Source organism: Nocardia sp. NPDC058633 (genome assembly GCF_042717045.1).
GTDB lineage: Bacteria > Actinomycetota > Actinomycetes > Mycobacteriales > Mycobacteriaceae > Nocardia.
Genome location: NZ_JBHXRA010000001.1, coordinates 70,488 through 88,854, shown reverse-complemented (window position 1 = coordinate 88,854; position 18,367 = coordinate 70,488). Strand labels below are relative to the sequence as shown.

At 68.1% G+C, this 18,367-nt stretch carries 15 protein-coding genes and 1 tRNA gene; 8 read left to right on the top strand and 8 right to left on the bottom strand.

Annotated features, from left to right (window positions below):
• The first annotated feature begins 146 nt into the window (after positions 1-146).
• Both ACFWUR_RS00345 and ACFWUR_RS00340 read left to right on the top strand, forming a co-directional pair.
• Positions 147-2,348: a fructose-specific PTS transporter subunit EIIC gene (locus ACFWUR_RS00345; protein WP_378899511.1), complete on the top strand. Its 2,202-nt coding sequence runs from the start codon at positions 147-149 to the stop codon at positions 2,346-2,348.
• 26 nt (positions 2,349-2,374) lie between these two features.
• Complete coding sequence (locus tag ACFWUR_RS00340) at positions 2,375-2,632, top strand: HPr family phosphocarrier protein (protein ID WP_378899508.1); 258 nt, start codon at positions 2,375-2,377, stop codon at positions 2,630-2,632.
• 68 nt (positions 2,633-2,700) lie between these two features.
• Here the strand turns inward: ACFWUR_RS00340 and ACFWUR_RS00335 are convergent.
• Positions 2,701-2,774: transfer RNA gene (locus tag ACFWUR_RS00335), tRNA-Met, on the bottom strand.
• Positions 2,775-3,130: 356 nt separating this feature from the next.
• On the opposite strand from ACFWUR_RS00335, the gene ACFWUR_RS00330 reads away from it, so the two are divergent.
• The gene (locus ACFWUR_RS00330) at positions 3,131-3,673 is read left to right on the top strand and encodes a transglycosylase family protein (protein ID WP_378899506.1); all 543 of its coding nucleotides are present in this window, start codon (positions 3,131-3,133) and stop codon (positions 3,671-3,673) included.
• Between the two features lie 67 nt (positions 3,674-3,740).
• Here the strand turns inward: ACFWUR_RS00330 and ACFWUR_RS00325 are convergent, their stop codons facing one another.
• Positions 3,741-6,725 (bottom strand): UPF0182 family protein, encoded by a 2,985-nt coding sequence (locus ACFWUR_RS00325; RefSeq protein WP_378900535.1) that lies wholly within the window; start codon positions 6,723-6,725, stop codon positions 3,741-3,743.
• A gap of 158 nt (positions 6,726-6,883) precedes the next feature.
• On the opposite strand from ACFWUR_RS00325, the gene ACFWUR_RS00320 reads away from it, so the two are divergent.
• Positions 6,884-7,462: a PPA1309 family protein gene (locus ACFWUR_RS00320; protein ID WP_378899504.1), complete on the top strand. Its 579-nt coding sequence runs from the start codon at positions 6,884-6,886 to the stop codon at positions 7,460-7,462.
• A gap of 1 nt (position 7,463) precedes the next feature.
• On the opposite strand, the gene ACFWUR_RS00315 is transcribed toward ACFWUR_RS00320, so the two are convergent.
• The gene (locus ACFWUR_RS00315) at positions 7,464-8,489 is read right to left on the bottom strand and encodes a PDZ domain-containing protein (protein WP_378899501.1); all 1,026 of its coding nucleotides are present in this window, start codon (positions 8,487-8,489) and stop codon (positions 7,464-7,466) included.
• Between the two features lie 193 nt (positions 8,490-8,682).
• Between ACFWUR_RS00315 and ACFWUR_RS00310 the strand changes: the two genes are divergently transcribed.
• The 3 genes from ACFWUR_RS00310 (at position 8,683) to ACFWUR_RS00300 (ending at position 12,644) form a co-directional block, all read left to right on the top strand.
• A complete protein-coding gene (locus tag ACFWUR_RS00310; RefSeq protein ID WP_378899498.1) occupies positions 8,683-10,146 on the top strand; it encodes a zinc-dependent metalloprotease in 1,464 nt (487 codons plus the stop codon).
• Between the two features lie 211 nt (positions 10,147-10,357).
• Positions 10,358-11,233 (top strand): TOMM precursor leader peptide-binding protein, encoded by an 876-nt coding sequence (locus ACFWUR_RS00305; protein WP_378899495.1) that lies wholly within the window; start codon positions 10,358-10,360, stop codon positions 11,231-11,233.
• A 61-nt stretch (positions 11,234-11,294) separates the two neighbouring features.
• Positions 11,295-12,644 (top strand): ABC1 kinase family protein, encoded by a 1,350-nt coding sequence (locus tag ACFWUR_RS00300; protein WP_378899492.1) that lies wholly within the window; start codon positions 11,295-11,297, stop codon positions 12,642-12,644.
• A 96-nt stretch (positions 12,645-12,740) separates the two neighbouring features.
• Here ACFWUR_RS00300 and ACFWUR_RS00295 read toward each other — a convergent pair whose 3' ends face one another.
• The 3 genes from ACFWUR_RS00295 to ACFWUR_RS00285 form a co-directional block, all read right to left on the bottom strand.
• Positions 12,741-13,064: a WhiB family transcriptional regulator gene (locus ACFWUR_RS00295; protein WP_378899489.1), complete on the bottom strand. Its 324-nt coding sequence runs from the start codon at positions 13,062-13,064 to the stop codon at positions 12,741-12,743.
• Positions 13,065-13,201: 137 nt separating this feature from the next.
• Complete coding sequence (locus ACFWUR_RS00290) at positions 13,202-13,534, bottom strand: hypothetical protein (protein WP_378899486.1); 333 nt, start codon at positions 13,532-13,534, stop codon at positions 13,202-13,204.
• Positions 13,535-13,644: 110 nt separating this feature from the next.
• The gene (locus ACFWUR_RS00285) at positions 13,645-15,801 is read right to left on the bottom strand and encodes an ATP-dependent DNA helicase UvrD2 (protein WP_378899483.1); all 2,157 of its coding nucleotides are present in this window, start codon (positions 15,799-15,801) and stop codon (positions 13,645-13,647) included.
• Positions 15,802-16,064: 263 nt separating this feature from the next.
• Between ACFWUR_RS00285 and ACFWUR_RS00280 the strand changes: the two genes are divergently transcribed.
• Entirely contained in the window at positions 16,065-16,298 is a 234-nt protein-coding gene (locus tag ACFWUR_RS00280; protein ID WP_056812750.1) for a mycoredoxin, read from the top strand.
• 6 nt (positions 16,299-16,304) lie between these two features.
• Here the strand turns inward: ACFWUR_RS00280 and nudC are convergent, their stop codons facing one another.
• Together nudC and ACFWUR_RS00270 are read right to left on the bottom strand one after the other, a co-directional pair.
• A complete protein-coding gene (gene nudC / locus ACFWUR_RS00275) occupies positions 16,305-17,207 on the bottom strand; it encodes an NAD(+) diphosphatase (RefSeq protein ID WP_378899480.1) in 903 nt (300 codons plus the stop codon).
• 70 nt (positions 17,208-17,277) lie between these two features.
• The gene (locus tag ACFWUR_RS00270) at positions 17,278-18,333 is read right to left on the bottom strand and encodes a potassium channel family protein (RefSeq protein ID WP_378899477.1); all 1,056 of its coding nucleotides are present in this window, start codon (positions 18,331-18,333) and stop codon (positions 17,278-17,280) included.
• Positions 18,334-18,367: the final 34 nt, after the last annotated feature.

Genomic DNA, 18,367 nt, shown 5'->3' with positions numbered 1-18,367 from the left:
CCCGATCCCGCCCGGGGTACGCCCCGCCGAACTCGACCCACTTCCCCCGCTGCCGAGCTCGCCTTTCGATGCCGCCGAAACGCGTCCCGACCGGCGCTTTCGCACTCGTTCGCCCTGCTCCACCCCCACTCCGGAAAGACACGACGATGGCCGCTTCGATCATCACCCCAGACCTGATCGCACTGGACGCCGACCTCGGCGCCGACAAGAGTGCGGTGATCACCGCACTCGCGCGCACGCTCGCCGCCGCCGGCCGGGCGGCTGACGCGGCCGGAGTTGCCGAGGCCGCCCTCACCAGGGAGTCGCAATCGGCGACCGGCCTGCCCGGTGGCATCGCGATCCCCCACTGCCGTGCGTCGGCGGTGACGACGGCGTCGCTGGCCTTTGCCCGTCTCGCCCCGGCCGTCGACTTCGGCGCCCCCGACGGGCCTGCCGACCTGGTCTTCCTGATCGCCGCACCGGAGGGCGCGGGGGCCGAGCACATGAAACTGCTGTCCGCCCTGGCTCGTGCGCTGGTCCGACCCGCCTTCGTCGCCGACCTGCGCGCCGCCGCGACACCCGCCGACGTGGTCGCCCTCGTCGACGGCGTCATCGCTCCTCCACCGGTTGCGACCGGCTCTCCCGCCGCGACCGGATCGGCGGCGGTGCCTGGTTCGCCCGCGGACGCAGGCGGGGCGCGTTCGCCCGCAGACGCAGGCGAGCCCGATGCGGCCCGCGTCGCCGAGTCGTCCGCCGACCATGGCGGCGGCGGTGCGGGTGCCCTCGCCGGTACCGCGACGGGCGTCGCTGTTTCCGGCACGGACGCAAAGGGCAGTCCGGCGTCGACCGGCAGTGCCACCGCCGGCGGTTCGCCGACCGTCACCGCGTCGACGTCCGGAGCGCGAACGAAGATCGTCGCCGTGACCGCCTGCCCCACCGGTATCGCCCACACCTACATGGCCGCCGACTCCCTGGTCGCCGCGGCCGAACGCGCCGGAGTCGACGTCGCGGTGGAAACCCAGGGCTCGAGCGGTGGCGACACCCTCGATCCGTCCACGATCGCCGACGCCGACGCCGTCATCTTCGCCACCGATGTCGGGGTGAAGGACCGCGGCAGGTTCGCGGGAAAGCCCGTGATCGAATCCGGCGTCAAGCGCGCCATCAACGAGCCCGACACGATGATCGCGGAGGCCGTCGCGGCGAGCACCACCGCGGGCGCTGCCACAGTCGGCGGCGCCGCGCCCACGCCCGCGCAGACGGCGACCAAGGGCATCGGCTGGGGCACCCGCCTGCGCCAGATCCTGCTCACCGGCGTGAGCTACATGATTCCGTTCGTGGCCGCGGGTGGTCTGCTGATCGCGCTGAGCTTCCTGCTCGGCGGATACGAGATCTCCGACAGCGCGAAAACGATCGTGCTCGACAACTCGATCACCGACCTGCCCGACGGCGGCCTGGCCACCTACTTCGGTGCGGTGCTCTTCCAGATCGGCTCCCTCGCCTTCAGCTTCCTGGTCCCGGCCCTGGCCGGATACATCGCCTTCGCGATCGCCGATCGTCCCGGGCTGGCGCCGGGCTTCACCGCGGGCGCGATCGCGGTGTTCGTCGGCGCGGGATTCCTCGGCGGCCTGGTCGGCGGCCTGGTGGCCGGATTCGCGGCACTGTGGGTGAGCAGACTGCCGGTGCCGACGTGGGCCCGCGGGCTGATGCCGGTGGTGGTCATCCCCCTGCTCGCCTCGGCGATCGTCGGCCTCTTGATGTTCGTGCTGCTCGGCAAGCCGTTGGCCGCCGTGACCAACGGACTCACCGACTGGCTCAACGGCCTGTCCGGCACCTCCGCCATCGCACTGGGTGTCATCCTGGGCGTGATGATGTGCTTCGACCTCGGCGGTCCGGTCAACAAGGCGGCGTATTCGTTCGCCGCCGCCGGCCTGTCGGTCACCGACACCGCGACCCTGCGGATCATGGCCGCGGTGATGGCCGCGGGCATGGTGCCGCCGCTGGCGATGGCACTGTCGACCCTGCTGCGCCCACGCCTCTACACCGAGGCCGAACGCGAGAACGGTAAGGCCGCCTGGCTGCTGGGCGCCTCGTTCATCTCCGAGGGTGCTATTCCGTTCGCCGCCGCCGACCCGCTGCGGGTGCTGCCGTCGATGATGATCGGCGGCGCGGTGACCGGAGGGCTGATCATGGCCACCGACGTCACCCTGAGCGCACCGCACGGCGGCATCTTCGTGTTCTTCGCGATCGGGCAACTGATGTGGTTCCTGGTAGCGCTGGTCGTGGGCACCGTCGTCGCCGCGGCCTGTGTCACCCTCGCCAAGGAACTCACCCGCAAGCAGCCCGTCGCCCCTGTCCTCACCACCGCGTAATCCGTTCGCACACAAGGAGAAATCCCATGGCAAGCACCACCGTCACCGTCGGCTCCTCCGTCGGCCTGCACGCCCGCCCCGCGGCCCTGATCGCCGAGGCTGTCGGCGCGGCCGGCGTTCCTGTCACCATCGCGGTGACGGGCGGCGAACCGGTAGACGCCGGTTCCGCGCTGATGATCATGACCCTCGGCGCGGGCCAGGGCGCCGAAGTGGTGATCACCAGCGACGATCAGCCGACCCTGGCCAAGATCGCCGAACTCGTCGCCAGCGACCTCGACGCTTAGCTCGAAGAACGTCTTTACCTCGCACAACGCGAAAGGCCCGGAACCAGTGGTTCCGGGCCTTCGTTTTGTAGCGGGGACAGGATTTGAACCTGCGACCTCTGGGTTATGAGCCCAGCGAGCTACCGAGCTGCTCCACCCCGCGTCGGTGTGAACACAACATTACACACAGGTGCGCTCAGGTGCCAAATCGTGAGGTCAGGCCCGGTTTTCTGCCTGATCGCCACGACCTATACCGGCCACTACCGCACACCGGCGCCATTCAGTGTGGCAGTCATCACACTTTCCGTGAATGGCAAGCACGGGGGTCGCATTTCGGTGAGCGGCATCACTATCACCCCGTGATCCCGAACACATAACGGTCCAATAACAGACCGATCAGAATCCAGGTATTCCCACTGGTTATGCAGTGTAAACCTTGAAAAGACGCCTGTTCCAATCATAGAAACGGCCCGTTATCAAGATGTGATCGGCATCGATTCATTGGTTAGCGTCTCTTCCATGACCGAGACCCGGAAATTCAGCACCCGCGCCCTTGGCGTCGCCGCCATCGCCGGCGCCCTTGTTGCCGTTCCGTTCGGTGTCGCCACCGGCACCGCCTCCGCCGCCGCCTACAACTGGGACGGCGTCGCGCAGTGCGAGAGCGGCGGCAACTGGGGTATCAACACCGGCAACGGCTACTACGGCGGCCTGCAGTTCTCGCAGAGCACCTGGGCGGCCAACGGCGGCCAGGGTTCGGCGCACAACGCCAGCAAGGAAGAGCAGATCCGCGTCGCGGAGAACGTGCTCGCCAGCCAGGGCGTCGGCGCGTGGCCGCACTGCGGCCAGTTCCTCCAGTCGGGCGCGTCCGAGCCCGAGGTGGTCGAGGAGCCCGCCGTCGAACTGCCGGTCGAGCTGCCCGCCCAGGCGAAGACCGATGTCCAGGTCGCCGTCGACCAGGCCAAGGCCGCAGGTCAGGCGCTGGCCGACCAGTACGGTGTCGCGGGCCGGTACCAGGACCTGCTCACCGCCAACGCTCCGCTGATCGCCTCGATCGGCGGCTGATCCACCGTTCCCCCTGCACGAGAAAGGCCCCGTCTCGCGACGGGGCCTTTCTCGGTGCCGGTGGTGGTTACCGGCCTGCAGCGTCCTGGTACGCCTTCATCGCGACGTCCAGTTCCTCCAGCGCCTTACCGTAATCGGAGAAGTCGCCGGACCGCATCGCCGTGCGCACCGCCTCGATCTTGCGGTTGAGCTCGGCGGCCGCGGCCTCCTGAGTCGACGAACCCGCGGGCGGCGTCGTCCCCGGCTGCGGCGTCGTGCCGTCGCCTGGCGGAGTGACCGTGCCCTGGTCGACCGGTGGGGTCGCCCCCGGTTTCGGCTTCACCGACGGATCACCGCCGAACGGTGTCGCCAGCGAGCCCGCACCCGGCATCACCTGGTTCAGCGCCTCGGCCAGCGTCGGCGCGTAGCCGACCTTCACGCTGCCCGCCGCGTCGCGATAACTCACCAGCACGCGCAGCAGCTGCGGGAAGGTGGACGAACCGGTGTTGCGTTCGTTGTAGAACGGTTCGACGTAGAGAATGCCGCCATCGGCCACCGGCAGAGTGAGCAGGTTGCCGTAGCGAATCTTGTTCGAGTTCGACAGCAGCGTTTTCTCTCGTGACACCGCGTCGGCGGTGGTCATCGAGTTCTGTGTCTGCTGCGGACCCTGGGTCTGGCTGTCGGTCGGCAGCTGCAGCACGGTGAACTTGCCGTAGTTGTCGGGATCCGACCGCACCGAGATGTAGGCCGAGAGGAACTGCCGGTTGTAGCCGACCATCGCCGAGGTCAGGTTGAACACCGGTTTGGTGGTCTTCGGATCACCCAGCAGCACGTAGTACGGCGGCTGGTTGAACGTGCCGCCCTCGATCGTCGGATCACTGGGCACCGACCAGAACGCGTTGTTGGTGAAGAACTCGCGCGGGTTGTCCACGTGGTACTTCGTGAGCATGTCGCGCTGGACCTTGAACAGGTCCTCCGGGTAACGGAAGTGCGCGCGCAGCTCGGGCGAGATCTCGCTCTCCGGCTTCACCGCGTCCGGGAACACGCCCTGCCACGCCTTGAGCACCGGGTCGGCGGTATCGGTTTCGTACAGGGTGACGGTGCCGTCGTAGGCGTCGACGGTGGCCTTCACCGAGTTACGGATGTAGCTGACCTCCTTGCGCGGGATCACGCGCCCGGTCTTCTTGTCGATGCTGTCCTCGACCGCGCCGTCGAGCGAGGTCGGCTGGGCGTAGGGGTACTTGTCGAGCGTGGTGTAGGCATCGACGATCCACTTGACGCGGCCATCGATCACCGCCGGGTAGGCATTGCCGTCGGTGGTCAACCACGGGGCGACCTTCTGCACCCGGTCGCGCGGACCACGATTGAACAAGATCTTGGAGTCCTCGCTGATCGCGGAGGAGAACAAGATATTGCGCTCGGCGTACTTGGCCGCGAAGGCGAGCCGGTTGAACCAGTTACCGATCGCGACGCCACCGCTGCCGTCGTAGGTGAACTGCGCCTCGTCGGAGTCGTATTCGCGCGGAGCCTGACCCTCGGCGGTACCGACGATGGCGTAGTCGGGGTCGGTCTGGGCGATCAGCTCGCCGTAGTAGATGCGCGGCTGGTCGACCTTGATCTGCTGATCCTCGACCTTGGTGAACAGGTCGCTCACCATGAACAGCGGATAACCCGAATCGCTGCCGCCCGCGGCGCTCTGCGCGTCGGACTGCGGCTTGTTCACCCGGTTGGCGGGCGCGGCGACGAAACCGTTGCCGTGGGTGTAGACGGTGTGCTGGTTGATCCAGTCCTTCTGGTTGCCCGACAGTGCTTGGGGATGCAGCTCACGGGCGGCGACGATGTAATCCTGCAGATCGCCGTTGAGGTTGTAGCGGTCGATGTCGAGCGACTCGGGGAAGCCGTAGAAGTTCTTGCGCTGCTGCAGCTGCGTGAAGGTGGCCGAGAGGATGTTCGGGTCGAGCAGGCGGGCGTTGCCGATGGTCGCCGCGTCGGCGGGCACCTCGAGCGGGCTCTTCGTGGAACTACCTCGGTAGTTCTGATACTCGACCTTGTCGTCGGTGATCCCGTACGCCTCTCGAGTCGCCATGATGTTGCGCTCGATGTACGGACTCTCCTTCTCGGCGGCGTTGGGACGCACCGAGAACTGCTCGACCACCATCGGCCACACCGCACCGACCAGGATCGACGACAGCACCAGCAGCGCCGCCGCCATCGCGGGAACCCGCAGATCGCGCAGCACGATTCCCGCGAAGAACGCCAACGCGCAGATCACCGCGATCGACAGCAGGATCAGCTTGGCAGGCAGCACCGCGTTGATGTCGGTGAACGACGGACCGCCGAACGTCGGCTCTTTGCGGGTACTCGACAACAGGTCGTACCGGTCGAACCAGTACGCCACCGCCTTGAGCAGCACGAAGATTCCCGCGATCACCGCGAGCTGTACGCGCGCGGCCCTGGTGAGAGTGCCCTCGCGCCCGGCCAGCCGAAGGCCACCGAACACGTAGTGGGTCACCAGATTCGCGAAGAACGCGATCACCACCGCGACGAACAGCCAGTTCAGCACCATCCGGTAGAACGGCAGGTCGAAGGTGTAGAAACCGATGTCGAGTCCGAACTGCGGGTCCTGCTGACCGAACTCGCCACCGTGCAGGAACAGCTGCACGGTCGCCCAGTTCGATTGCGCGACCAGTCCCGACAGCACGCCGAGCAGCACCGGGATGCCGACGCCGAACAGCCGCAACTTGCTCATCACGGTCGTGCGGTAGCGCGCGATCGGATCGTTGGGCCCGGCGACCGGCACGAAGACCGGGCGCGACCGATAGGCGAGCAGCAGCGCCGCCCAGACCACGAGGCCGACCAACAGCGAGACGACGACGAACAGGATCAGGCGCGTACGCAACACGCCGAGATACACACTGCGATAACCGACCTCGCCGAACCACAACCAATTGGTATAGGCGTCGGTGAGGCGGGGCCCGAGCAGCAGCAGCGCCGCGAGGACGACTGCCGTCACCAGCAGCACACGGCTGCGTCGGGACAACGAAGGTAAGCCGGTGGGGGGCCGCATGCCCACGGTGCCACTCTCCATGCTCCGGCGGCTCCACACCGTGATCGGCGCAGTCACCGCAATCCGAATGTTGCGGGGGTGATCCGTTGCCGGACCGTTGGCGCCCACTCTACGGAAATCGGACACCGTGCAAGCGTCTGGGCCGAAAATGATTGGATGTGCGGGTGACCGAAGACGAGCACGCCGAAGTTCTCCTCGCCCGCTGTGTGCGCGAGGTCGTCGAGTTCGCCGACGCCGAGGGCTGGGGAAACCCGCCGCAGATGTTCGCGTTGGTGCCGACCGCCGACCTGGCCGCGGCCGAACCCGATCTGCAGGACCAGCTCGACGACGGCAGCGAGCTGACCCCCGTCGCCCAGGAAGCCTTCCCCGACGACATCACCGGCGGGTCGATGGCACTGGACGAGTTCCTGGCCACCACCACCTGGCCGCCCGCGGTCGAAGGCTGCGTGCTGGTGCAGGAGATCGTGGTCCTGCCACCCGACGCCGAGAGCGATCTCGACGAGGCGCTGATTCCGCTACTCGCCGACGACGAGGCCGCCGACGCGGCCGGGCGCGCCGCCGCCCTCGCGCATCCGGGTCGTCGCGATGCCCGCCTCATCGCGGGCGTGTTGCGCCAGGGCGCCACGCTGTGCCTGCTGCAGATCCGTCCCGAAGACGACGACGGCTTCGGCGATCTCGATCTGCGCACCTACCCCGATCTGGCTCCGGGCCTGGTCGAGGCCCTGCACCACACGCTGGAGTGACCTACCCGCAGCTGATCGCCTCGCTGCCGGCGTTGATGTCGGCCAAGCCGGCGATCGCGCTGTCGAGGGTGTCGACCTTCACCAGGCGAAGGCCTTCGGGCGCCCGCTGAACGGCCTCGTTGCAGTTGTCGGCGGGTACGAGGAATGTCTGCGCGCCCGCCTCACGGGCGGCGATCATCTTGTACTGGATGCCACCGATCGGGCCGACCTTGCCGTCCTGGTCGATGGTGCCGGTGCCCGCGACGAACGTGCCGCCGTTGAGTTCGCCCGGCGAGAGCTTGTCGATCAGCGCGAGGCTGAACATCAGCCCGGCCGACGGACCGCCGATATCGGCGAGGTTGAACTCGACCTGCAGCGGCGGACGTCCACCTTCACCCGGGGTGATGCCGAGGTATCCCTTGGCCTCGTCGCCGGGGCGTGGCGCGAGGGTGATCTGGCTGGTCCGCTCCGCGTCGCTGCGGCGGTAGACGACGGTGATGGTGTCGCCGGGAGCCTTGGTGCCGACGAGGTCGATCACATCTTTCGGGGTGGCGATCGGGGTGCCGTCGATGGTGATCAGCTCGTCGCCGGGTTCGAGCACGCCCTTGGCCGGGCCTTCGTCACCGAGGCCGCGGACCAGCACGACGGTCGGCATCTTCAGGTAGTGCAGGGCGGCGACCTCGGCATCGCTCTCGGAATCCTTGAAGTCCTGCTGATTGGACTTGTCGACCTCCTCGCGCGACACACCGGGCGGATACACCTCGGCACGTGGCACGAGGCCGTGCTCACCGCTGACCCAGAACCCGAACGCCTCGAACAGGTTCAACCCGTCGCGCACGGAAACGGTGGTCATATTGAGGTGCCCGCTCGTGGGATCCAGTGGGGCGCCGGTGACATCGACCACCGGCTTGCCCTCGACCTGGCCGAGGGTGTCGAAGGTGGGGCCGGGACCGAGTGCGACGAAGGGCACGGTGACCACACTGCCGGCCACGCCGAGCACGAGGACGGGGACGAGGGCGACGATCAGGGTGAGGATCCGACGATTCACTCGGACCACAGTAGTGATCGGCGACCGTGACGTACGGCAGTGGCACGCTGTGACGCGCGGGCACACCTGCGCCCTCGCGTCGACCACGCGCGGCAGAGGAACGCTGTCGCGACTGTGCCCACCAGGCGATGTCGCCGCGATTTCGCGATGCGCGAACACCGAAGGGCCAGGGGTCCCGCGTAACGTAAAGGGTATGAGTGATCTCCCCTTCGGCTTCTCGACCGGCGACGACGACGATTCCGGCAAACGTCGCGACGAGGGCAACGGACCCGGCGGAAACGATCCGTTCGGATTCGGAGCGGGTGGCGTCGGCGGTGCGGGCGGGTTCGATCCGTCGCAGCTGGGCCAGATGCTGAGCCAGCTCGGGCAGATGATCAGCGGCATGGGCCAGGGCATGGGTCCCGGCGGCTCGCAGTCCGGCCCGGTCAACTACGACGTCGCCAAGCGACTGGCCCGCCAGCAACTCGGCGCCACGATCGCCCCGATCGCCGCGGGCACGACCACCGCGGTGACCGACGCGGCGCACCTGGCCGAGCTGTGGCTCGACGGCGCCACCGTGCTGCCCGCGGGCGCCACCAAGACGGTCGCGTGGACTCCGAACGACTGGATCGAGGAGACGGTGCCCACCTGGAAGCGCCTGTGCGATCCGGTGGCCGAGCAGATCTCGGGCATGTGGACCGCGCAGTTGCCCGAGGAGGCCAAGCAGTTCGCCGGACCGATGGTCGGCATGCTCGGCCAGATGGGCGGGCTGGCGTTCGGTTCGCAGCTCGGACAGGCACTGGGCCAGCTGGCCAAGGAGGTGCTGACCTCCACCGATATCGGCCTGCCGCTCGGCCCGGCCGGTACCGCGGCGCTGCTGCCCACCGCGATCTCGGCGTTCAGCGAGGGCCTCGAACAGCCCGAGAGCGAGATCATGGTGTTCCTGGCGGCCCGCGAGGCCGCCCACCAGCGACTTTTCGCGCATGTGCCATGGTTGCGGCAGCAGGTGCTCGGCGCTGTCGAGGACTACGCGCGGGGCATCAAGATGGACTTCTCCGCGATCGAGGAAGCCGCGCAGGGCATCGACCCGATGTCGCTGAGCGACCCCGCCAAGCTGGAGGAACTGCTCTCCCAGGGCACCTTCGAGCCACAGACCACACCCGAGCAGAAGCAGGCGCTCGAGCGTCTGGAGACGCTGCTGGCGCTGATCGAGGGTTGGGTCGACGTCGTGGTCGGCGACGCGGTGGGTGAGCGCCTGCCGGGCGCGAGCGCGTTGTCGGAGACGCTGCGTCGCCGCCGGGCCACGGGCGGACCCGCCGAGCAGACCTTCGCCACCCTGGTCGGGCTGGAGTTGCGGCCGCGCAAGGTCCGTGAGGCGTCGGCGCTGTGGCGACGGCTGACCACCGATGCGGGGATGGAGCGTCGCGACAAGGTGTGGGAGCACCCCGATCTGCTGCCCGACTCCACCGATCTCGACTCGCCCGCCGGTTTCATCGACTCCGTCATCGGCGGCGGCACAGGCGCTTTCGACGATCCGCTGGCCCAGCTCGCCGAGACCGAGGCGCGCGAACGCGACGCGGCCGGTCTCCGCAAAGCCGAGACCGATGCGGCCGATTCCGACGAAACCCCGCGTGACGAGAACGACGCCGACCCGGATTCCGGCACCGGCAAGTCCTGATCCGTACCGCGCCACCGAGGTCGGTGAGAAAACTTCCGATCTCGGTGGCGCGACACGGTTGCGTGGCAGGCGTTCGCCGGAAAATGCGGCGACGACCGGCCGTACACAGGCTGTTCACAGTTCGAAATCCTCAAGCCGACACGCCGATAGCCTGTGGATAACCTGGCTTTCGGCACACGGTGCGTCCCGGCTCGGTGCCGATACTTCAGCCATGACCACCACCTCCCCACTGCGCGGCCCGATGCTCCACCCGCGAGTGACCACCCTGGTTCGCCCGTCCGGCACGGTCCAGCTCGGCTGGGATCCCGAACGCGCGCTGCTGCTCGAAACCACCGATCACGACACCGCAACCGTGCTGGCCTTCCTGCGCCTGCTCGACGGCTTGCAATCGCGTCCCCAGATCATCTGGCGGGCGGGCGAATTCGGTATCAGCCCGGATCGGACCCTGGGCATGCTCACCGCGATCGAGCGGGCCGGCCTGCTGCTGGAACCCGAAACCAAACTCGCCAGGATCCGCGGTGTCACGGTGCACGGCCTCGGCCCGCTCTCGGATGCTGTGACGATCGGATTGCGGCGCATGGGTTTTCGCCCGACCCGCTCGCGCACCTACCGACCGGGCGTGCCGCTCGGCGCCGCCGCGGGCGATCTGGTGGTGCTCACCGACGCGTTGATGATCGACCCGGCGCTGTCGGTGGATCTGGTGTTGCGCCGAGTGCCGCACCTGCAGGTGCGAGTCCGCGACGGGGTCGGCGTGGTCGGCCCGCTCGTGCTGCCCGGCGAGACCAGCTGTCTGCGCTGTGCGGATCTGACCCGGGCAGGCTTCGATACCGACTGGCCGCATCTGGCCGCCCAGCTGCTCGGCCGCACCGGGCACGCTTCCCCCGCGGGCCTCGCGGCGACGACCGCGCTGGCGCTCGGCGAACTCGAGGCGATCGTCGCCTGCTCACCGCGGCGGGAACCGCGCACGCTCGACGCCACCGTGGAACTCGACCTCGATACCCACGAGATCCAGCGTCGACCATGGCTGCCGCACCAGGACTGCGGCTGTCGGAACATGGCGGCTCGCGCGCGGGAAACGTCGCGGTGACGAGCGCCGCACCGGCCGGTGTGAGCATTCCCATGGCACATACCCCTCGGGTTCAGCCATGATGGGTACCGTGTCCGAGATCGTGCGCCGCAGTTCCAGCCGCAATGCCAAGTTGGCCAAGATTCCGCTCGGCATCGCCGGACGAGCCGCTGTCGGGTTCGGCAAAAAGCTCGTCGGCGGTGACAAGCAGCAAATCAACGCGAACCTGAACCAGAAAGCCGCCGAGCAGCTGTTCACCGTGCTCGGTGAGCTCAAGGGCGGCGCGATGAAGTTCGGGCAGGCGCTGAGCGTGATGGAGGCCGCCGTTCCGGAGGAATTCGGCGAGCACTATCGCGAAGCGCTCACCAAGCTGCAGGCCGCCGCACCGCCGATGCCCGCCGAGACGGTGCATCGCGTGCTCGATCAACAGCTTGGCACCAAATGGCGGGAGCGCTTCGAGTCCTTCGACGACACCCCGGCGGCCTCGGCCAGCATCGGCCAGGTACACCGCGCGGTGTGGTCGGACGGGCGCCCGGTGGCGGTGAAGGTGCAGTACCCCGGTGCCGACGACGCGCTGCGCGCCGACCTCAAAACGCTGTCCCGGATGACCGGCCTGCTCTCGTCGGTGATCCCCGGCGCCGATGTGAAGCCGTTGCTCGCCGAGATCACCGAACGCACCGAGGAAGAACTCGACTACCGGATCGAGGCCGCCAACCAGCGCCGCTTCGCCGCCGCCTTCGACGGGCACCCGACGATCACGGTCCCCAAAGTGGTGGCGGGCGCGCCGAAGGTGATCGTCACCGAATGGCTCGACGGCACCCCGGTGTCGGCGTTGATCAAGGCGGGCGCCGAGGATCCCGAGGGCACCCTGGCCCAGCGCAATCGCATCGCCGAACTGATGGGCTCGTTCCACTTCAGCTCGCCCGAATTGGTCGGCCTGCTGCACGGCGACCCGCACCCCGGCAATTTCTTGATCCGCCCCGACGGCACCCTGGCCGTGCTCGACTTCGGTGCCTGCGCGCCGATGCCCGACGGCTTCCCGGAGATCCTCGGCCGGATGCTCGCACTGGCCGTCGAGGACCGCCACGCCGAGCTCACCGAACTGCTGTACGAGCACGGCTGGGTCATTCCGGGCCGCGTGGTGACCCACGAGGAGATCGAGGCGTACCTGCGCCCGTTCAGCGACCCCATCCGCACCGATACCTTCCACTTCACCCGCGCGTGGATGCAGCAAGTGGCGGGCAAGGCCTCGGAGTTCTCCAGCCCGGAGATGAAAACCGCGCGCGCCCTGCAACTTCCGGCCGAATACTTGACCGTCTTCCGGGTCCTCGGTGGCTCCGTCGGCATCCTGGCCCAACTCGATGCCGAGCTCGGCTTCATGAGCCTGGTGCGCACCTGGGTGCCGGGTTTCCGCGCCGAACAAGCTTCCTAGCCGACGCTCGCCGCGCCGGTCGACCCACAACGCAAAACGAACCGCTCACCATGACCAGGTGAGCGGTTCGCTTGCGGTACAACCCTTTTCCCAGGTTCATGCCATGATCGCGACCTTGCGCGGACGACCACGGGGGCGCTTGCGGGCGATCACGACACCCTGGTCGAAGATCTCACCGCCCCACACACCCCACGGCTCGGCACGATCGATGGCCGCGGTCAGGCAGCCCTTGCGGATCGGGCAGGCCGCACACAGTTCCTTGGCCTGCTCGAGATCGGTGGGGCTCTCGGCGAACCACAGATCAGGGTTTCCGCCCCTACAGGGCAGAGTCTTGGTGACCTCACGGACGCGAGGGCTCTGCGCCACGGTTCGGCATGTCACGTCAGCAGTGGCCGTCGGCCAGTCCTGGGCGGTGAACACGTCGTTCTCCTTCAGCTCGTTTGCAGCGGTCGAATGTTCGGTGTGCGAACCCGGTGCCAACGGCTGAGGAGCCGAAAAAATATGGCCACGGATTTCGCTTCTCGCGATCCGTGGCCAGGAGGTCTGGGAGGTGTTCCCTACCTAGTTCGACATTTCTGTCGAGACCTGATCACGGTCGCTGGGTGGACGCGGAGGCGGATTGCGCCGATGAACTCCGGTGCGTAACCGGCTTCATCGGCGGGTGCTGCCGGTGCCGAGACGGCGGCCGGCTGCCAACCCACGCTGGGCTTGTCCTGGAGACGAATCGGAGTGTGCTGATGGATGACAGTCATCGGCACAGCTTTGACATCGCCGCCGGACAGGCCGGTCCCCTGCAAAGCGAGGACCCCCCGGGAGGCGGACATGACAAATGCGTTCACCAGGACGCGATTACTCACCGCATCGAACGTGGTGTTCGTGTTTGTGTTCATGTGTCTGCCTCCCTCCTGAACTCGTGTGTGAACAATTACCGCGCACCGAGATCACTCTCGGTGCGTGTTCTCCACCATAGGCAATGATCGAGAACCGAACAACTTATTTTCTACCTGGGGTTTTGTGCCGTCGCTCGCAAACGTGACGCGACGATGGCGAGCACGTCGGCACCGTACTGTTCGATCTTCTTCGCGCCGATGCCCGCGATCGCCGCCAGCGCGGCGTCGTCGGCGGGCAACTGTTCGGCGATGGCGGTGAGAGTGGTGTCGGTGAAGACCACGAAGTCGCGCCGCTGCAGGGCCTCGGCCTTCTCGGCCCGCCATTCCTTCAGCGCCTCGAGCAGTTGCGGGTCGACTTCGCCCGGGCAGCGCCTGCAGCGACCGAGCATGGTGGCATAGGTGCCGATCAACGGCTTGAGGCACACCCGACACAGCGGCCGGGGTGCCTCGGCCTTGGCCGGGACCTCGACGGCGATCCGCGAGGCGGCGGAGCTGTCCGGGATCAGTCCGTTGAGGAACCGCGACCTGGTCACCGGCCGGTAGTCGCCGCCTGCCTGCAGCCGCCGCTGTGTCCACGACAGGCTCAGATGTTCGCGCGCCCGCGTGACGCCGACGTAGAGCAGACGCCGCTCCTCCTCCAAGCCCGCTTCGTCGATGGGCGCGTTCTTCCTGCCGAGCACATGGAAGATCGGCAGCGAGCCGTCGGTGAGTCCGGCCAGGAACACCGCGTCCCATTCCAGCCCCTTGGCCGCGTGCAGCGAGGCCAGCGTGACGCCGTCGACGGTCGGTGGGTGTTTGGCCTCGGCGCGGGTCGCGAGTTCGCGCAGCAGCGCCGTCAGGTCCATCTCGTCGTCGTGGCTCACCAGTTCCTCGGTGAGCTGCACCAGCGCCAGCAGCGAGGACCATCGTTCCTTCGCCTGCGCGCCCGCCGGTTCCTCCGCGGTGAGCCCGACCGGTGCCAGCGCGGCGCGCACCAGCGTGATCAGCGACGATCCGCTGCGTGCCTCGTCGGGCAGGTCGTCGCGCGCGTCGACCTGACGCAACGCCGACACGGCTTGGCGCACCTCCTGACGCTGGAAGAACCCCTCGCCTCCACGCACCTGGAACGGGATGGCCCGCGCACCCAGCACCTGCTCGAACGGTTCCGACAGGGCGTTGGTCCGGTACAGCACCGCGATCTCGGAGGCGGGGGTCCCGGCGGCGATCAGTTTCTGGATCTGCCCGGCGACGGCGACGGCCTCGGCCTGCGCGTCGGCGTACTCGGCGAATTCCGGTTCGGGGCCGTCCGGGCGCTGGCCGATCAGCGCCAGGCGGGTACCCGCGATGCGCCCGCGCGCGGCACCGATGACCCGATTGGCCAGCGACACCACCTGGGGTGTGGACCGGTAGTCGCGTTCGAGCCGGACCACGGTGGCGTCGGGGAAGCGCCGGGAGAAATCGAGCAGGTAGGACGGGGTGGCGCCGGTGAACGAGTAGATGGTCTGGTTCGCGTCGCCGACGACGGTGAGGTCGTCGCGTTCGCCGAGCCACGCGTCGAGCACCCGCTGCTGCAAGGGCGTGACGTCCTGGTATTCGTCGACGACGAAACTGCGGTAGCGACCGCGGAACTCGTCGGCCACGGCCGGGTAGTCCTCGAGCGCGGCCGCGGTGTGCAGGAGTAGGTCGTCGAAGTCGAGCAGCAGGCCGTCGGCGGAGGCTTTCGCGGATTCGTAGCCCGTGTAGACCTCGGCGACCTTGGCGACATCGACCGGCGCGTCACGATGGTGCCTGGCGGCAGCGGCCGGGTAGTCCTCCGGCGCGATCAGCGAGGCCTTGGCCCATTCGATCTCGCTGAGCAGATCGCGCACCATTTCGGTGGAGGCTCGCAGCCCCGCCCGTTGCGCCGCCTGGGAGACCACCGGAAACTTGCTGTCGAGCAGCCGCCACGGCACATCGCCCACCACTTGCGGCCAGAAGTACCGCAACTGACGCAGCGCCGCGGCGTGGAAGGTGCGCGCCTGCACCTGCCCGGCATCGCCCCCGAGCCCCATCGTGCGCAACCGATTGCGCATCTCCCCGGCCGCCCGCGCCGTGAAGGTCACCGCCAGCACCTGGTCGGCTTTCACATGTCCACCCGAGATCAGGTGCGCGATCCGATGCGTGATCGTCCTGGTCTTACCGGTGCCCGCACCGGCGAGTACGCAAACCGGGCCTCGCGGCGCCCGCACCGCGGCGGCCTGTTCCGGGTCGAGGGCGGTGAGATCGAGTGCTGGCACGCGCACCATCATGACAGCGCCCCCCGACAACAAACCGCGACGCCCGCCGATCCCGCGGCGACGATCCGGCGCATCCGTGCTCGAACGAGCGCTGCTCTGTCCCGCAGCCGCGTGCCGCCGGTCCGAGCGGCCCGAAGAACCGCCGGTCACAGTCCCCACGGCCGGTTCGCACCGATTCACCACCGCTCCACATCGCCGGTGCCCGCGCGGCAAGGAACACGGCGGCGCTTTTCGACGTTGCACATCGCGTGACTGAAGCAAACCCAGATCTGACGATGTACTCGACCACATGGTGCGGCTATTGCCGACGCCTGCGGACCCAGCTCGACGAGGCAGGCATCACCTACACGGTGATCGATATCGAAGACGATCCCGCTTCGGCCGAGTTCGTCGGCAGCGTCAACAACGGCAACCACGTCGTGCCCACGATCAAGTACCGCGACGGCTCCACCGCGACCAACCCGTCGCTGGCCGCGGTCAAGCAGGCATTGGCCGCCCAGCAGGCGTGATCGCGGTCAGTCCGCCCAAGCCTCGATGATCGATCGCGCGATCGAGATGGATCCGGGAACGAGCAGTCGTACGCCGGGTTCCCTGGCCGACCAGTCGCCGGCCTGCAGGGCGGCGCGGACCTCGTCGCGGGTGAACCAGTGCGCTTCGGCGATCTCGCCGTCGGAGAACACCAACTCCTGGGCGGGGTCGCCGACCGCGGCGAAGCCGACCATCAGCGAGCGCGGGAACGGCCACGGCTGGCTGCCCAGGTAGTAGATGTCACGCAAGTCGACGCCGACCTCCTCGCGGACCTCGCGTTCCACGCAGTGCTCCAGCGATTCGCCCACTTCGACGAAGCCGGCCAGCAGCGAGAACATCGTCTCCGGCCAGCTCTGCTGACGGGCGAGCAGCACGCGGTCGGCACCGTCGTGGACCAGGCAGATCACGGCGGGGTCGATGCGCGGGAATTCCTCTTCCCCCGAGGCGGTCAGCCGCGACCAACCGCCACGCGCCGCCGTGGTCGCCGTGCCGTCGCCACCGTGAAACGCGGACCGGTCGTGCCAGTTGAGCAGCGCGTAGGCGGTGGACAGCACCTCGGCGGTGAAGTCGTCGACGGCACCGAGGGTTCGCAGGTCCTTCAGCGTGCCGTCGAGGTCGTGCGCACGCACCGCCCAGAGGTGGGCGCCGTCGACGGCACCGAGGAAGACCGCGCCCTCCTCGGGTGCGTCGGCCACCGATACGGCCGCGTCGAGGACGATCTTGTCGCCCTCCACCCGTACTTTGCCGCGCGGGTCGATTCGCAGAACCTTCGCTTTGCCCCACCCTTCGCGCAGGGCGCCGGGATCGAGCCGGGCCTGCTCGGCCCGGTCGATGGTGGAACGTGACAGCAGCGGAACGTCTTTCAGCCGGAACGACACGCTGCCGAGCATAACGGGCGCCGACGCGCGGCGTTCCTCGCACCGCAGCGAAGGCGCAGCGACGCCCGCCTCGGTCGGTCGACTACTTCGCGACGCGGCGGATGTAGAGCAGTTTGTCGCCCGCGTCGAGCGCGTCGACCTCGGGTTCACCGACCCGGATCAGCGCGCCGTTGCGCACCACGCCGAGCACGATGTCGCTGAGATGGCGCGGTGATCCGCCCACTTCGCTCGGCTCCACCTCACGTTCGGCGACGGCGAAGCCCTGCTCGGGCGTGAGCAGGTCCTCCATCATCTCCACGACCGTCGGGGTGGTGGTGGCGATACCGAGCAACCGACCCGCGGTCTCCGAGGACACCACCACCGAGTCCGCACCGGATTGGCGCACCAGGTGGGTGTTCTCCGCTTCGCGGATGGCCACGGAGATCTTGGCCGTCTTGTTCAATTCGCGCGCGGTCAACGTCACCAGCACGGCGGTGTCGTCGCGATTGGTCGCGACAACGACCGCGGCGGCACGCTGCACGCCGGTCAGTCGCAGCACGTCGGATTTGGTCGCCGAACCGTGCACGGTGACCAGACCTGCCGCGGCGGCGGCCTCCAGTGCGACGGCGTCGGTGTCGACCACCACGATGTCGGACACCTGCACCCCGTCACCGACCATCGCATCGATCGCGGTCCGGCCCTTGGTGCCGTAACCGACGACGACGGTGTGATTACGCACGGTGTGCCTCCATCGCTGAATCTTGAATGCCTGCCTCGACCGTTCGGTCAGCACGCCGAGAGTGGTACCGACCAACACGATCAGGAACAGCACGCGCAGTGGGGTGATGACGATGATGTTCATCAGCCGTGCCGAGGCGGTCACCGGCGCGATATCGCCATAACCGGTGGTCGACAGCGACACCGTCGCGTAGTACATCGCGTCCAGGAACGACAGTTCGTCACCGGTGCTGTCGCGATAGCCGTGGCGACCGATGTAGACCACGGTCGCGGCGGTGAACAGCAGTCCGATCGCGAACAACACGCGACGGCTGAGCGAAACCCACGGGCTGGACTGCGCCGCCGGGATCCGCAACAGGCCGACCAGGGCGTAGTCGGGACTACTGCTCAACCCGATCGGGTTGCGCGGGTCACCGAACATGCCTGCTCCTGTATTTCCGGCGGCTGGCGCCGCG

Bases quoted from the DNA above. Each gene is read 5' to 3' on its own strand.
- ACFWUR_RS00345 (WP_378899511.1), top strand. From the start codon at position 147: ATGGCCGCTTCGATCATCACCCCAGACCTGATCGCACTGGACGCCGAC.
- ACFWUR_RS00340 (WP_378899508.1), top strand. From the start codon at position 2,375: ATGGCAAGCACCACCGTCACCGTCGGCTCCTCCGTCGGCCTGCACGCC.
- ACFWUR_RS00330 (WP_378899506.1), top strand. From the start codon at position 3,131: ATGACCGAGACCCGGAAATTCAGCACCCGCGCCCTTGGCGTCGCCGCC.
- ACFWUR_RS00310 (WP_378899498.1), top strand. From the start codon at position 8,683: ATGAGTGATCTCCCCTTCGGCTTCTCGACCGGCGACGACGACGATTCC.
- ACFWUR_RS00305 (WP_378899495.1), top strand. From the start codon at position 10,358: ATGACCACCACCTCCCCACTGCGCGGCCCGATGCTCCACCCGCGAGTG.
- ACFWUR_RS00300 (WP_378899492.1), top strand. From the start codon at position 11,295: ATGGGTACCGTGTCCGAGATCGTGCGCCGCAGTTCCAGCCGCAATGCC.
- ACFWUR_RS00290 (WP_378899486.1), bottom strand. From the start codon at position 13,534: ATGAACACAAACACGAACACCACGTTCGATGCGGTGAGTAATCGCGTC.
- ACFWUR_RS00285 (WP_378899483.1), bottom strand. From the start codon at position 15,801: ATGATGGTGCGCGTGCCAGCACTCGATCTCACCGCCCTCGACCCGGAA.
- ACFWUR_RS00280 (WP_056812750.1), top strand. From the start codon at position 16,065: ATGTACTCGACCACATGGTGCGGCTATTGCCGACGCCTGCGGACCCAG.
- nudC (WP_378899480.1), bottom strand. From the start codon at position 17,207: ATGCTCGGCAGCGTGTCGTTCCGGCTGAAAGACGTTCCGCTGCTGTCA.
- ACFWUR_RS00270 (WP_378899477.1), bottom strand. From the start codon at position 18,333: ATGTTCGGTGACCCGCGCAACCCGATCGGGTTGAGCAGTAGTCCCGAC.